This window comes from Pseudoalteromonas sp. bablab_jr011, assembly GCF_016464045.1.
In the GTDB taxonomy this organism is placed as follows: domain Bacteria; phylum Pseudomonadota; class Gammaproteobacteria; order Enterobacterales; family Alteromonadaceae; genus Pseudoalteromonas; species Pseudoalteromonas lipolytica.
Genome location: NZ_JACDWU010000112.1, coordinates 1 through 14,498, shown reverse-complemented (window position 1 = coordinate 14,498; position 14,498 = coordinate 1). Strand labels below are relative to the sequence as shown.

Annotated in this window: 14 protein-coding genes and 2 pseudogenes; 13 read left to right on the top strand and 3 right to left on the bottom strand. The window is 47.0% G+C overall.

Annotated elements, in window-relative coordinates; all coding sequences use genetic code 11:
- Positions 1–197: 197 nt before the first annotated feature.
- Positions 198–1,361 (top strand): DcaP family trimeric outer membrane transporter, encoded by a 1,164-nt coding sequence (locus JIG41_RS04645; RefSeq protein ID WP_063529902.1) that lies wholly within the window; start codon positions 198–200, stop codon positions 1,359–1,361.
- A gap of 93 nt (positions 1,362–1,454) precedes the next feature.
- Here JIG41_RS04645 and JIG41_RS04640 read toward each other — a convergent pair.
- Positions 1,455–1,763 (bottom strand): annotated as a pseudogene (locus JIG41_RS04640) (Na/Pi cotransporter family protein); the annotation flags it as partial.
- A gap of 57 nt (positions 1,764–1,820) precedes the next feature.
- On the opposite strand from JIG41_RS04640, the gene JIG41_RS04635 reads away from it, so the two are divergent.
- The gene (locus tag JIG41_RS04635; RefSeq protein WP_020744997.1) at positions 1,821–2,147 is read left to right on the top strand and encodes a tetratricopeptide repeat protein; all 327 of its coding nucleotides are present in this window, start codon (positions 1,821–1,823) and stop codon (positions 2,145–2,147) included.
- Between the two features lie 53 nt (positions 2,148–2,200).
- Here JIG41_RS04635 and JIG41_RS04630 read toward each other — a convergent pair whose 3' ends face one another.
- Positions 2,201–2,623 (bottom strand): hypothetical protein, encoded by a 423-nt coding sequence (locus tag JIG41_RS04630; RefSeq protein ID WP_035234747.1) that lies wholly within the window; start codon positions 2,621–2,623, stop codon positions 2,201–2,203.
- Between the two features lie 429 nt (positions 2,624–3,052).
- Here JIG41_RS04630 and traL point away from each other — a divergent pair, with 429 nt between their 5' ends.
- The 8 genes from traL to cueR all read left to right on the top strand — a co-directional run bounded on the left by traL (position 3,053) and on the right by cueR (position 10,556).
- Positions 3,053–3,334 carry a type IV conjugative transfer system protein TraL gene (traL, locus tag JIG41_RS04625; protein WP_000433891.1) on the top strand — a complete coding sequence of 94 codons (282 nt, stop codon included), beginning with the start codon at positions 3,053–3,055 and terminating at the stop codon, positions 3,332–3,334.
- Positions 3,331–3,957, top strand: coding sequence for a TraE/TraK family type IV conjugative transfer system protein (locus JIG41_RS04620; RefSeq protein ID WP_000667170.1), 627 nt, complete (start codon positions 3,331–3,333; stop codon positions 3,955–3,957). Before traL ends, JIG41_RS04620 begins: the two co-directional genes overlap by 4 nt.
- Positions 3,941–4,837 carry a type-F conjugative transfer system secretin TraK gene (locus JIG41_RS04615; RefSeq protein ID WP_015066556.1) on the top strand — a complete coding sequence of 299 codons (897 nt, stop codon included), beginning with the start codon at positions 3,941–3,943 and terminating at the stop codon, positions 4,835–4,837. Before JIG41_RS04620 ends, JIG41_RS04615 begins: the two co-directional genes overlap by 17 nt.
- A gap of 2 nt (positions 4,838–4,839) precedes the next feature.
- Complete coding sequence (locus tag JIG41_RS04610; RefSeq protein ID WP_063529924.1) at positions 4,840–6,129, top strand: TraB/VirB10 family protein; 1,290 nt, start codon at positions 4,840–4,842, stop codon at positions 6,127–6,129.
- 74 nt (positions 6,130–6,203) lie between these two features.
- Positions 6,204–6,776, top strand: a complete 573-nt coding sequence (traV, locus tag JIG41_RS04605) for a type IV conjugative transfer system lipoprotein TraV (protein ID WP_138558605.1) — start codon at positions 6,204–6,206, stop codon at positions 6,774–6,776.
- Complete coding sequence (gene traA, locus JIG41_RS04600) at positions 6,773–7,162, top strand: TraA family conjugative transfer protein (RefSeq protein WP_063527924.1); 390 nt, start codon at positions 6,773–6,775, stop codon at positions 7,160–7,162. Before traV ends, traA begins: the two co-directional genes overlap by 4 nt.
- 408 nt (positions 7,163–7,570) lie before the next feature.
- Positions 7,571–10,066: a heavy metal translocating P-type ATPase gene (locus JIG41_RS04595; protein ID WP_011788479.1), complete on the top strand. Its 2,496-nt coding sequence runs from the start codon at positions 7,571–7,573 to the stop codon at positions 10,064–10,066.
- 25 nt (positions 10,067–10,091) lie between these two features.
- The gene (gene cueR / locus JIG41_RS04590) at positions 10,092–10,556 is read left to right on the top strand and encodes a Cu(I)-responsive transcriptional regulator (protein WP_011788480.1); all 465 of its coding nucleotides are present in this window, start codon (positions 10,092–10,094) and stop codon (positions 10,554–10,556) included.
- Between the two features lie 86 nt (positions 10,557–10,642).
- Here cueR and JIG41_RS04585 read toward each other — a convergent pair.
- A pseudogene (locus JIG41_RS04585) lies at positions 10,643–11,092 on the bottom strand (Cd(II)/Pb(II)-responsive transcriptional regulator).
- A 452-nt stretch (positions 11,093–11,544) separates the two neighbouring features.
- Between JIG41_RS04585 and JIG41_RS04580 the strand changes: the two are divergent.
- Genes JIG41_RS04580 through istB form a run of 3 tightly spaced genes read left to right on the top strand, consistent with a single transcriptional unit; the run spans position 11,545 to position 14,036 of the window.
- Positions 11,545–11,733 (top strand): hypothetical protein, encoded by a 189-nt coding sequence (locus JIG41_RS04580; protein WP_063528205.1) that lies wholly within the window; start codon positions 11,545–11,547, stop codon positions 11,731–11,733.
- Between the two features lie 34 nt (positions 11,734–11,767).
- The gene (gene istA / locus JIG41_RS04575) at positions 11,768–13,273 is read left to right on the top strand and encodes an IS21-like element ISSpu15 family transposase (protein WP_063529287.1); all 1,506 of its coding nucleotides are present in this window, start codon (positions 11,768–11,770) and stop codon (positions 13,271–13,273) included.
- Positions 13,266–14,036, top strand: a complete 771-nt coding sequence (gene istB / locus JIG41_RS04570; RefSeq protein ID WP_063529288.1) for an IS21-like element ISSpu15 family helper ATPase IstB — start codon at positions 13,266–13,268, stop codon at positions 14,034–14,036. The genes istA and istB overlap by 8 nt, the downstream gene beginning before the upstream one ends.
- Positions 14,037–14,498: the final 462 nt, after the last annotated feature.

Sequence of the window (14,498 nt, the reverse complement as noted above, 5' to 3'; positions counted from 1 at the left end):
GACTGCCGGACTTCGCAGAGGAACTCAACTACGGAGTCGATCTATCAACCATCTGAGGGTGGTATCAGATTGATGGGGTGAAGGTGCCCCATCAACCATTAAATCCGTATACCCTAAATTTTTAGATAATAAGGACACAATCAGCAATGTTAACGTTGAATTTACATTTATTTAACCACTTTTTTGGAACAGACACGATGAAAGCTAAAATAAAAAATACGGCTACAGCAGTAGCGCTGTGCCTGGCAGCATCTACAGGTGCAGCACAAGCAGCAACAATCGGCGACACAAGTGTGAAATTCACAGGCTATATTAAAGTCGACGCTATGGTTAGTGACTACTCAGATGGCACCATTGCATCAGGTAGCGTAGGTCGCGATTTCTATATTCCTTCACTAACACCTGTTGGTGGCGTTGACGAAGATCCACAATTTGACGCGCATATCAGAACCTCACGATTCCGCTTTGCAACGTCAACGCCTACGGCTGAAGGCGACACAATTAACGGTGTATTCGAACTCGACTTCCTTGGAACTAGCGGCGGTGATGAGCGAATCAGTAACTCCTACACTCCGCGAGTACGCCACGCGTACTTAACTTACAAGAATTGGTTGGTGGGCCAAACAGGGACGACCTTTATGGACGTAGGTTCATTACCAGAATCACTTGATTTTGTTGGTACCACTGACGGCATCACCTTTGCCCGTCAAGTTATGGTGAGATATACCAACGGCGGCCTACAGCTTGCGCTTGAAAACCCAGAATCAACCATTACGCCATTTGGCGGTGGTAGCCGAATTACGAGTGACGACAGCAGCGTTCCAGACTTTGTAGCTGCCTATACGTCAAAGTATGACTGGGGTTATGTAAAAGTAGCGGGCTTATTAAGACAGTTGTCTTACGATAATGCCGCTGGCATTGATGCGGACGAAACCAGCTTTGGTGTATCGGTAACCGGTAAATACAATTTGTCTAATGGCGACGATATTCGCTTCACGTTCAACACGGGTAAAGGTTTAGGCAGATACTCTGCGCTAAACGCAGTTAATGGTGCAGTACTTACCGAAAGCGGCGACCTTGAAGCCATAGACTCAACAGGTTACGGCGTTGCGTATCGTCACAAGTGGAGCGAAAAAGCGCGCAGTAGCATCATGTTCTCGGCGTTTGAAGCAGACAATGACGTATCATTAACGGGTTTAGCTACCACTGAAAGCACTTATAGCACACGTGTAAACTACTTGTACTCGCCAACTAAAGCGCTAACCGTTGGCGCTGAATACGCTTTCGCAAAGCGTGAAATTGAAGCCGGCCTTGAAGGCGACATGAACCGCTTCCAAGTTTCAGCAAAATACGCATTCTAATACATGCACTAAGTTAAAAAAGAGAAACGGCACTGAGCTCATCAGCGCCGTTTTTTTGTGCATACAGAAAAATAGAATGGCGCGCTACATTAGCTACATAGTAGTGAAGATAATACCCAAAGGCATAATAAAGAATAAGCCACCGATATAAGCTGCGCCGTACATTTTCCGCTCTGCCGCTATCACTGATAATTGATAAGACAAATTGAGCGGAATATTGCGCAATAAAGGCAGCCCGTAAATAAGCGTAACGCCCAGAACGTTATAAATCAGGTGCACAAGCGCTATTTGTAGTGCAAATCCACTATTAACCCCCACTACACCCAACGCTGCGATAAGCGCAGTGATACATGTGCCTATATTTGCGCCCAATGTGAACGGATAGATATCCTTAGCTTTTAAAAATAAGCGAAGCAAAAAGCCACGTAAAGCGGCTTAATTAGAGTATGGGAAACACCTATGTTAAGAAAGCTATTTTTGTCCTCTTTTGCGTTCACTCTATCTTTTTCTGTATGGGCGAACGACGCGTTCTTTGAAGGCGCATCAGCGCTCGACAAGGGCGATATACAATCTGCAATCACGCTTTTTAAGCAGGCTGCTAGTGAAGGGCATGATATTGCGCCTTATACGCTCGGTGTGTTGTATGAAAAAGGTGAGGGCGTTAAACAAGATTTTTATCAGGCAAAAATCTGGTATTCAAAAGCTGTCGATAAAGGACACAGAGGTGCCAGGGCGAGATTGCCGATCATAGAATCAAAAATCGCTGCCCTTGAAGAAGGCAATTAGTGTCCATGCGCATTCCTGTTCAGCAAGGAATGCGTTTTGATATCTTTAGGTCTTCATTTTTTATGGAATCGAATGACTTTTCTGTCTAACTCCTCCTTCATTCTTTCTGCTTGCAGTGCGTTGTAGTAACGGTTAAGCAGGTTATCATTCACCATTTTCAATGTTCTGCTATAACATGACACCTCTACTTCCTTAGGGTTGTTCGGGTCAAACTCTTTAACTTGGTTCGAGCCTTCCATGCTGTCTACCATGATGTCGTTTATGTATTTATGGATCTCGTCTATGAAAGACGCGATATCAACACCTGCACTCTTTAATTCCTGATTTACTTTGCTAATAGCCAACGACAACACAGCGAATTCTAAATGGTACGCCCCCGTACTCATAAATATGTCAAATTTAGAATTATGTTTTATTTGACGCTTTGTATCTAATTCTCTCATATAGATTTGAAGTAATGCTTCTTCTGCGTTCATGTATGCATCTATCCTTTCTGTTAAACGATGATTGCATTTTGCATGCTTTCTGAAGCCTGCCGCGTCATTAAGAGCCCTTTTTTCTGCCGTTAATTCATTTTGCTGTGTTCTCAGTGAAAAACATTTGCCTTAAAAATAAAGGGTATACGGATTTAATGGTTGATGGGGCACCTTCACCCCATCAACCATTAAATCCGTATACCCAAATAAATTTGATATGCATGTCGTCCCGTCCGGGTTTGCTAAAGTGGGCAGCTGGTCTCGACACGACCAATATCCTCATCATATCAACCGCATCAAAAAGATCAATTGTTAGTATTGTCTGAGTAGAACCCTCAAAACCTTCAAAAATTCGGCATCTAGCTGACCACCGAACCTGCCAATCCCAAGGCATTCTTCACTTCTCAATTCAAACAACGAGGAGTGACTATGGAACCTGTGAGTATTCCATCCTATATCGATGACCCGCCGCACTTCCTGCTTTGGAGTGCCGATGAGATGGCTCCCATTCTGTTGGGGCTAGTGATCGGCATTTTTACCGGTAATGCCTTGGTTTTATGCCTGTTGGGGTTGGTGACAACCAAGCTCTATCGGCGTTTTCGTGATGGTCGCCCAGATGGTTTTATTCTTCACGCCATCTACTGGGCCGGACTGTTGCCAACCAAAGCCAAGACGATCCCTAACCCATTTATCAGGAGCTATCTGCCGTGAAGTTCGACGTGTTTTTAAAATCATGGCAAGGCACGCAATTAGAGAACCGATGGCAACGGTTTCTGATTGCAGTGCTGGTGCTATCTAACTTGCTGCTTGCGGTTGCGGCATTTTCTCGCAATACCGTAGTGGCCATTCAACCACCAACCTTGTCTGAAACGGCTGAAGTGTCACGAAACCAAGCCACTCAACCTTACCTGGAGTCCTGGGGGCTCTACCTGGCTGAGCTTATGGGCAACGTGACGCCGGGTAATGTGTCCTTTATCCGGGTTGCTATAGAACCACTGCTTTCTCCAGCGGTGTACCAGCAAGTGGTCGATGCACTGGAAATTCAGGCAAGGCAAATCCGAGAAGACCGAGTCACGCTCAAATTCCAACCCAGACAGGTGGAGTATGAGTATGAAACCGGCCATGTCTTTGTGACCGGTTATTCCTTGGTCTCTGGACCATCTGGAGATGAACAGCGCCAAACTCGCACCTATGAGTTTGACATCGATATTGAGCAATACCGTCCAAAGCTCAGTTGGATGGATACGTATGAGGGGCAAGCTAGAACGAAGCGCGTTCGTGAAAAGTTGACCCAAGAGCAAAACCGGAGGGTGAATGATGCGAACCAAAATTAATCGATGGATAACACCAAACTTAATCGCAATGAGCTTGAGTGGCGTCCTGTTATCTCAAGCGTCGTATGCAGACGTGGAATTGCCGATTGTGCCAGCTAGTGTGATGAAGCAGCCCGCTACAGCAAATTCGCCGGTTCAAACCAATACGGTTTCAACGGATGTGCCAACAACGTTACTGATGACACCGGGGGTTAATGAACTGATCCCTGTAGCACTTGGTCATCTGAATCGGATTGTGACGCCGTTTGAATCGCCTCAGGTGAGAACAACCAGTGATGCTCAGACGCAAATCAAGGGGAATGTTGTATATGTGGCCACGGACAAAGAATCACCGGTTTCACTTTACATCACACCGCCTGGTCAGGAAGCGCCCGCATTATCAGTCACCTTAGTACCTCGTCGTATTCCACCGCGTGAAATCACCTTAGCGATTGATGGTCAGCAGTGGCCCATTAAGGGCGTCGTGAACCGAAAAGCCGCCACTTGGGAAACGGCTCAGCCATACGTCGATAGCTTACGTGATTTACTCAGACGCCTTGCACTAAATGAGTTACCACAAGGCTATGACATCCGTTTAGCTGGCCAAACTGACACAAGCCCGAAATGTTTTCAGCCTGGCTTAAAGTTTGGTTTTAAACAGGGGCAAATTGTGACGGGACATTACTTCACCGTCTATGTAGGACTGGTTGAAAGCTTTGCCGATGAGCCGATAGAAGCCAGTGAGATAGCCTGCAATGCACCAGGTATAGTGGCAAGCGCCTACTGGCCTCGCAATATCTTGTTGCCGGGCGAAAAGACTGAGTTGTATGTGGTTGTTCGCAATCATCGTGAAGAAGCGGTGGAAAGTCAGCGACCTTCGCTTCTTGTGGGAGGTGAATAACGATGAAAGCACAATGGGAGCAATTGAGCCCGAACATGAAGCGGGGCCTATCGGTTGCAGGTATTGCTGGTGGTCTCATCCTTATGGTGATGGTGTTTTCACCTAATCCTGACGATGGCGCGAACAGTCGGAACCGGCAGGAAACGATCCGGCACATTCTTACGGATACCAATACTCGTGATGTTGGGGTCGATAGTTTGGCTGCGAACGTAAAACTACTCAGTGAGCGCAATGAACAGTTACGTCGTGAAGTTGAGCGCTTGCGTCGTGACGTCGATTCAGGACGGCTAAGCCCAGGTTCGCCTTCTATACCAAGTGAGGTCAATGCGGAGTTGGTTCGCCTTCGAGCGGAACTTAATGATGTTCGCGCTGGAGGTGATGCAGCAGTTGAAGGCACAAATAGCCGTTTTGAAGTGCCTTTATCTGCCATGGAATTGCCTAAAGACGAAAAGCCACTGCCGTCTAACCCAGACGACTATTTTGCCAATGCGCCGCTGCCAGATCCGCTCTATCGGCAGCCAGCCAGTGGCCAAGGTTCACGAGCACGGGATGTTCCATTGCCGCCAATCACGATTCGTATGATTGAGCCTGAAGTGGTTGCTGAACCAGAGGTTGTTGTGCAAGAAGCGCCGCCTTTGTATTTACCGGCGGGCAGCATCATCTCAGGTACTTTGATCACAGGTTTGGATGCACCTACTCACGAGTCCGCAAGACGCGAACCTTTTCCTGCATTGCTGAGGATTCAAAAGGAAGCCATTTTACCCAACCGATTTAGAGCGGATATCAAAGAGTGTTTCTTGATCGCCGCAGGTTACGGTGATTTGAGCTCTGAGCGTGCTTATTTGCGAGGCGAGACCATTTCATGTGTGAGAGAAGACGGTGGCGTCATTGAAACACGACTGGATTCTTATGCTGTAGGTGAAGACGGCAAAGCCGGCATTCGTGGCCGATTGGTGTCGAAACAAGGCCAGCTGGTGGCCAAGTCGATGATGGCCGGATTCCTTCAGGGCTTGGCTGGCGCATTTGATGTAAATCCTGTTCCGACGATTCAGACGGGTAATGCCGGTGATACTCAGCTGTACCAGCAAGTCATGAGCCAAGAAGCATTACAAGGCGCTGCGATTAAAGGCACAGGTAAAGCATTGGATAGAGTGGCCAAGTTCTATTTGGACATGGCTGAAAATATGTTCCCAGTCATAGAGGTAGACGCTGCACGGAAAATAGAAGTAATCGTCACTCGTGGGGCTTCATTGTCATTGGCCACTTCACAAGGGGTGGGTGCAAGAAGATGAAAAAATCCTGCATGTTGCTAACCGATCGAAGTCCGTTTCAGACAATAAGATGTGTATCCAGAGGAGAGTTAACCATGACGACATCAATGCAGAACAACCCAAAGCACCAGTCAAAACAGTGGTCTAAAGCTGGATTACTTTTATTGGCAGTCGGCTCAACCTTATTGTCTGGCTGTAGTTCATTGGGTCTTGGGAGTAGTGAATATGGATGCCCAGGTATGCCTGACGGTGTGCGCTGTTTATCCGCTCGTGAAGTCTATGAGCTTACCAGTAATGGCGCTGCACCCAAGACGATTGATGCTGTGGCGACTCGAATTGGTTCTCCCTCTGGGTATTCACAATCTGATTTAGAGACAGGACTGCTGAGCCATCCGGCATTACCCGAGACGCAGCAATCTGCACCTATTCGCATTCCTTCAAGGGTAATGCGGATTTGGATTGCGCCTTGGGAGGATGACCGTGGGGATCTGAATTTATCCAGCTACGTGTTTACCGAAATTGAACCGCGCCGGTGGGATATTGGGGTGTCAGCACCTCGAACGGTTTCGCCAGCGCTACGTCCACTTCAGACTCAAAGCGATTCTGCCTCAGCGGGAGCTGATGGTAAGCGCGATAACTTGAGTATCTACGGAGAAACTAACGAATGACAAATGTAGTTCGCACCATTCAAACTCAGCGCCTAATGACCATTGGTGCGCTTGGTTTAATGGCGTTAATGATTTCGGAGCCCTCATTTGCGGGCACCGGTGGTGATGCTTTCACCGATGTTTGGGATACCCTAAAAGATTGGACCCAAGGTACTTTGGGACGGATCGTAGCGGGAGCCATGGTTCTGGTGGGTATTGTGGGCGGTATCGCTCGCCAAAGCTTGATGGCTTTTGCCTTGGGCATTGGTGGCGGTATGGGTCTCTACAACACACCAACAGTCGTTGAAAGTGTTATGTCTGCAACCTTACCTGTTGTTGCCAGTACTCAAGAAGTTATTGGCACATCTGTTCCAGCAATCAGCGCCGTTTTACTGGGCACCTTATAACAATAAAAAACGCCCAAGCGGCCAGATTTCTGACGGCTTGGGCGTCATCCCACCCCGTCCCCGATTACCATGACGGCGTTTCAGTTAATAGGTTTCCCATTCACTTAGCTTGATTACAAGCAGCGGCCATGAATACCGAAAAGAATGCTAGCGCCGCCACTGCAAAAGGCAGTTAGCGGGGCTTTTCTTGAGGGAGCACATTCAAACAGGCTACTAGCCTGATATTTTGAGATTTAGGCGCTCGTTTCTTTTGAGTTAGAGTTACACACTACCAAACAGCTGGATGAATATCAGGAATGATGGCGCTTCATTTGTTGTGTTCATGAGGTTAAAAATAATACGCTTGACCTTCCCATCATGGTAAGCCCTAGACTGTTTAATATCTGAACCAACAATGAGAAATACATCATGAGCATTCATAAAAACCAGCTCTCCAGCAATGCTGAAGCCCGGGTTAGCTTACCTATTGAGGGTATGACCTGTGCAAGTTGTGTAGGACGAGTTGAAGCAGCTTTAAACAAAGTTGAAGGCGTCGTAAACGCAAGTGTCAATCTTGCGACTGAGCTGGCGGATATTCATCTTAAAGCTCCTGTTGATCGACTGAAGTTAATCGAAGCAATTGAAAAGGTAGGATATGAAGTTCCTGTAACATCCGTTGAACTTTCAGTGCAAGGTATGACATGTGCTTCGTGTGTTGGCCGTGTTGAAAAGGCACTCTTAGCGGTTGATGGTGTAAAGGCGGCAACGGTTAACCTTGCAACTGAGAGGGCAACTATTCGCGGAGTGGCTGGCATAGACGATCTCATATCTGCTATTCAAAAAGTTGGCTATGAAGCCCGTGTCATCGATACCCAAAATCAGGTCAGTAATGAGTCTGAAGTAAGAAAGGACGCAGAGAAGGCTTTATTAAAGAAAGATTTAGTTATTGCAACAGCACTGGCTCTGCCGGTATTTGTTCTCGAAATGGGATCTCACATGATTCCAAGAATGCAACACTGGGTGATGAATACCATTGGGATCCAGGAAAGCTGGTACGTCCAGTTTGTATTGACATTGTTAGTCTTAGTGGTTCCAGGTCGTCGATTCTACATGAAAGGCATTCCTGCTCTTACGCGGCTTGCTCCTGACATGAATTCACTGGTCTCTGTCGGGACTATTGCTGCTTTTGGTTATTCTGTGGTTGCTACGTTTGTACCATACCTTTTGCCTGAGGGTACCGTTAATGTGTACTACGAAGCTGCTGCAGTGATTGTCGCTCTCATTCTTTTGGGACGATTTATGGAGGCGAGAGCTAAGGGGAGAACGTCTGAGGCTATCAAACGCTTAGTAGGCTTGCAGGCTAAGGAGGCGCACGTGCTCCGTAATGGCGTAATGAATGATATTCCTGTCAAAGACGTTGTGCTTGGAGACATTATCGAAGTTCGCCCGGGAGAAAGGATTCCGGTCGATGGAGAGGTAAGTGAAGGTACCAGTTTTATAGATGAATCGATGATAACTGGTGAGCCTATACCAGTGGAAAAAATCGTTGGCAGTGGAGTTGTCGGAGGGACTGTGAACCAGAAAGGAGCACTGAGGTTGCGTGCTACTGCGGTTGGTGGTCAGACAATGCTGTCACAAATCATACGGATGGTAGAACAGGCCCAGGGGTCAAAGTTACCTATACAAGCTGTTGTGGACAGAGTGACATTGTGGTTTGTTCCAGCTGTGATGTTGGCAGCACTTTTTACATTCCTGATTTGGTTAGTATTTGGTCCATCACCAGCCCTGTCTTTCGCATTGGTTAATGCTGTGGCAGTGCTAATCATTGCATGTCCATGTGCAATGGGACTCGCGACACCGACATCTATCATGGTTGGTACAGGTCGTGGTGCAGAAATGGGAATTTTATTCCGCAAGGGAGAAGCCCTACAGTTACTCAAAGATGCCAAAGTTGTTGCTGTAGACAAAACCGGAACTCTGACTGAAGGTCGTCCAGTCATGACAGATCTGGAACTAGCTCAGGGTTTTGAACGTAATGAGGTATTAGCAAAAGTTGCCGCAGTTGAATCACGTTCTGAGCACCCTATTGCTCGCGCTATTGTTGAGTCGGCAGAAGGAGACGGCATTTTACTGCCAGAGCTTACTGAGTTTGATTCAATCACTGGTATGGGAGTACGAGCGACTGTTGAAGGGAGCCTTGTAGAAGTAGGCGCTGATCGATTTATGCGTGAGTTAGCATTGGAGGTAACGTATTTTTCCCGGATTTCTGAACGCCTCGGGAATGAGGGGAAATCACCTCTCTATGTTGCTATAGATGGTCGGTTGGCTGCAATTATTGCTGTAGCTGACCCTATTAAATCAAGTACTCCAGTAGCTATAAAGGCATTACATCAGCTTGGTCTCAAGGTCGCCATGATTACCGGTGACAATGCGAATACAGCTCAGGCTATTGCTAAACAATTAGATATTGATGAAGTGGTTGCGGAAGTGTTACCTGAAGGCAAAGTTGAAGCGGTGCGTCGACTGCAAGAAAATTACGGTAAAGTTGCTTTTGTCGGCGATGGGATAAACGATGCCCCGGCACTTGCAGTTGCAGATATTGGACTTGCAATTGGTACAGGAACAGATATAGCCGTGGAGTCAGCTGATGTTGTCTTAATGTCAGGAAACTTGCAGGGAGTTCCTAATGCTATTGGATTGTCTAAGGCAACAATCGGTAACATCAGACAAAATCTCTTTTGGGCATTTGCTTACAATGCAGCATTGATTCCAGTGGCTGCAGGACTGCTATACCCAGCTTATGGAATACTGCTCTCTCCAATTTTTGCAGCAGGGGCGATGGCGCTATCAAGCGTGTTCGTTCTGGGAAACTCATTGCGTCTGCGTCGGTTCCAGCCTCCTTTGGTTGAGGACGCTGAGCATTAACGCTGAGCATTAACAAGGTGGGCTTATGAATATCGGAGAAGCATCGCGTAAATCAGGAATATCCACCAAGATGATTCGTTATTACGAGCAAATTGGATTAATCCCTGCCTCCGAGCGTACGGAGTCAGGTTATCGTAAGTATGCTCTCAATGATGTTCATAGATTGGTTTTTATTCGTAGTGCCCGAGATCTCGGGTTCTCTCTGGAAGATATAGAAGGCTTGCTTACGTTATGGAATGACAAATCTCGCCAGAGCATTGATGTTAAACGCCTGGCTCAGGAGAACATTGCTGACTTAGAACGACGTATGGAAAGTATACGTCAAATGACTGAGAAACTACGAGTTTTAATCCGGAGTTGTGCTGGGGATGAGCGGTCAGAATGTCCTATTCTTAGGACATTAACCAATGCTTCGGGCAAAGCCCGCACCGTAAACCGAGGAGGAGCGGTACAGCGCCGCTCTGGAGATAAGCTGAGCGGCAAAATGTAGTACTTTAAATTGGCCCATAATGGTGTAAGACTACGCAGTTTTAACACCATCACATTTTTTTCATTTTAAACAAGCGCGTGGCATCACTAATGCCCCCCTAAATGGTTGGTTGGTGCGGTTAAGGAAAGATCGCTATCACTTTCATCAGCTGTCAATTTTTGGACTATGCAACATTTATCTATGCTGCGGTCAGCGCTACAAAAAGCATTCAGCTCCTTACGTTGCTCTTCTAACGCTACTAATTCTTTGATTCGATGCTGAATGTGAATTAGGTGGGCGTTGATGATTGCATCTATCGGGCCACATTCTTTACCCTGATTATTGATTGCTAACAGCAAAGCGCGAATTTCCTCATGGGTCATATCGAGAGAACGGCAGCGGCGGATGAATAGTAGTTTTTCAAGACGGGTTTTGTCGTAGTGACGATAATTATTTCCTATGTCTCGTAAAGGTGCCTGCAGTGGACCTTCTTTCTAGTAGTAACGAATCGTTTCTACCGGACAGCCTGCTTTACGCGCCAACTCACCAATTTTCATATATCCCTCGTTTGAACTTGACTCTGTAGTTAGATTAGGGTCTTCAGTAGTCAGTATAGTAAACATATTGGGCAAGTGGTCCCGCAAAAAAGTAAAACTCTAGTAGGAAGGAAGCTGCTAGTTGTATTTAAAAATTAAGCTTGGTTGTGGGAGGCAAGATTCAGAAATCAGGCGAATTGAACAAGGCGAATGGTCATTTGTATGTTCATAATGATTGCAACCATTCGCATGTTGAAAAAGACCTAAATCATGATAAGCCTACTTACAAAGGTTGTGGCCATGACCATGACCAGAAATCGCATGATCAAGATGATCATGGCCTTAGTGGAGACTGTTGCGCGGCTGCGCCTACAAAGATTAAATAATCTGGGGGGGGCGAACTGAAATCCGCATTATGCAAATGGATTGTCCTGTAGAGGAAAAACTGATTAAAAAGAAATAAGGGGATGTATATGGCAGTTATGGGCCTTAATTCTAGACAGTGGCCAGAAGCTGCGATGATTATGGTGCTCTTTACTATTGCTGAACTCATTGAAGCAAAATCACTCGATAGAGCTCGAAATGCAATCGGATCTCTAATGAATATTGAACGACAATTAACTTGTCCGGTCGGCGACAACTATGTTGGCCGGTTGATCTGATACCGTCCGTCACGGATTCCATTAGGAGATAACCGTGTCGGGCAAACCCATCACAGATCAACAAATCAGGTTATATATGAATGAACGTAAACAAGGTCAAACCCAGCTTGCCGCTTCGGCAAAGTCTGGTTTATCAGAGCGATCAGGTCGCCGCATAGACAGCGGTGAACTGAACACAGAACCAACCCCCAAGCGTCAATGGCGCACTCGCAAAGACCCGCTTGCTGAGGTCTGGTCATCGGTGCTGGTACCACTACTCGAAGCGAACCCTGAACTATTGCCGCTCACGTTGTTTGAATACCTTCACGACAACTACCCCAATCAGTATGACAACACCGTACTGCGCACGTTGCAGCGACGTGTCAAAGCATGGAAGGTCAAACATGGCCCCGCAAAGGAAGTCATGTTCCGCCAAACTAAAGTGCCTGGGCGTTTGGGTTTATCGGACTTCACGCTCTTGAAAGGGGTTACGATTACAATACTTGGGCAGGTATTTTGCCATTTGCTATACCACTATCGCCTTGCCTTTAGCGGCTGGACGTACGCCAAAGTCATTTGCGGTGGTGAAAGCTATACCGCCTTGTCTACAGGGCTTCAGAATGCCTTATGGCGCAGTGGTGGCGCACCCCTTGAACACCGCACCGACAGCTTGAGTGCCGCCTTTAACAATCTGGCCGAGAAGGAACAGCTTACCGTTCGGTACGACGCCTTATGCCACCACTATCAACTCAAAGGCAGTCGTAACAACCCCGGCAAGAGCCATGAGAACGGTACAATAGAAGCGGCACACGGGCATTTAAAGCGACGTATGACTCAGGCCTTGCTGCTGCGAGGCGATACTGATTTTACGTCCCTTGAGGCCTATCAAGCCTTCGTGGATGGTATTGTCACCAAGATTAACCAGCAATGCCGCACCCGCTTTGAACAAGAGCGGCCGTTATTGCAGACACTGCCAAAACGGCGCACTCATGATTATGCGGAGCACAGTGTTCTGATTAGCAGCAGTAGCAGCTTTGACCTCAAACGGGTGACCTATACCGTACCGTCTCGCTTTATCGGCGAGCGGCTGTATGTTCAGCTGTATGACGAGCGCTTGGATCTGTTCAGTGGGCATGAGCAGATACTCAGCTTACCGCGTGTTTATGCCACCACAACCCAGCGCGGACGCAGTGTCGATTATCGCCATGTTATCGACTCCTTGGTTAAAAAGCCGGGGGCCTTCCGTTACTCGCAGCTGCGCGATGACTTATTACCCACCCCGGACTACCACCGTATCTGGCAGTATGTTGACGGCACACTGAATCCCCATGATGCCTGCCGTTACATCGTGCGCCTGCTGCACTTGGCCGCGACAGCTCAGTGCCAAGATAGCCTTGGTCGTTACGTACTCAAAAGCATTGAGGGGGGTGAATTACCCAGCAACTTACAGTGCAATAAGCGCTTTAGTACAGACACGGCCGTGATTCCACTCATTACGGCAAAGCAGCACCTGCTGGCTGATTACGATCAGCTGTTATGTGTGGAGGTGCAACATGGCTGATCTTGCCTCCCTCCCGATTCTCTTGAAGGAATTAAAGTTAAGTAGCTTCGCCCAGCACTGGGAAGGCCTTGCACAAAAGGCGCTGGATGAACAATGGTTACCGCAAACCTACCTTGCGGCTTTGTGTGAACACGAAGTGGGTGAGCGTCATCACAAGCGTTTACAACGCTATACCCGCGAAGCACAACTGCCACCGGGTAAGCCGTTGAGCCAATTTGATTTTAGTGTGGTAGAGGGGATTAATAAAAATCAGCTTATTGCCCTGGCGGATCAACAGCAGTGGGTTAATCAAGCCGAGAACGTGTTGTTGTTTGGTGCCAGTGGTGTGGGTAAAACCCATCTTGCCTGTGGTATTGGCTATGCCTTGTTGGCGCAAGGGGTGCGAGTAAAGTTCACTAGCGCTACCCATCTTGCTCAAAGCCTTCAGCAAGCAAAAGCGGCGTTGGTATTGACTGACGTGCTGGCTCGCATGGACAAATATACGGTGCTCATCATTGATGATATTGGCTACGTCAAAAAAAGCAGCCAAGAAACACAGGTATTGTTTGAATTGATTGCGCACCGCTATGAAACGGGCAGTTTGATTATCACCTCAAATCAGCCTTTTAGTGGGTGGGATCAGATCTTCGACGACAACATGATGACGGTGGCGGCGATTGATCGGTTAGTGCATCACGCCACTATTTTAGAGATAGGTGGCGAAAGCTACCGTAAAAAGGCGTCAATGATGAGAAAGGAGATGCCTATCGCTAACGACAATTAAACATCGTCAACCGGACAAGTTAATTGACGCGAACCGGACAAGGTAGTTGACGTTCAATAAATGAATTTGACTCTCAAAACTGCAATGGTCCAACTATCAGTATGAACGATGACACCTTGAGGCTGCCCTCGCCAGAACAGCGCCATGGTCAGCACATCGCATATGATGATGATTTGGTTAAAGCAATGGTTCAATGGGTAGATAATTTTTTGAACACTAGATGATCAGTGGAGTCAGATGAATTAAGTCGGCATTTATTTTTGAACTTTAAGAATTATTTATTATTAAACCATGTGGGAAATCTAAACGATCAAGATTTTAATATCATACAAAAAATCTATCGACTTCTCTTGACCTTCCGGTTAGGGGAAGGTTTAACCTGAAGTTAGGTGGGGGCTGGTGAGATTTTTGGGAACAGGTTAATGGTTACTTGGTTCAATGGATTAGGAAATTTCCTTCAAT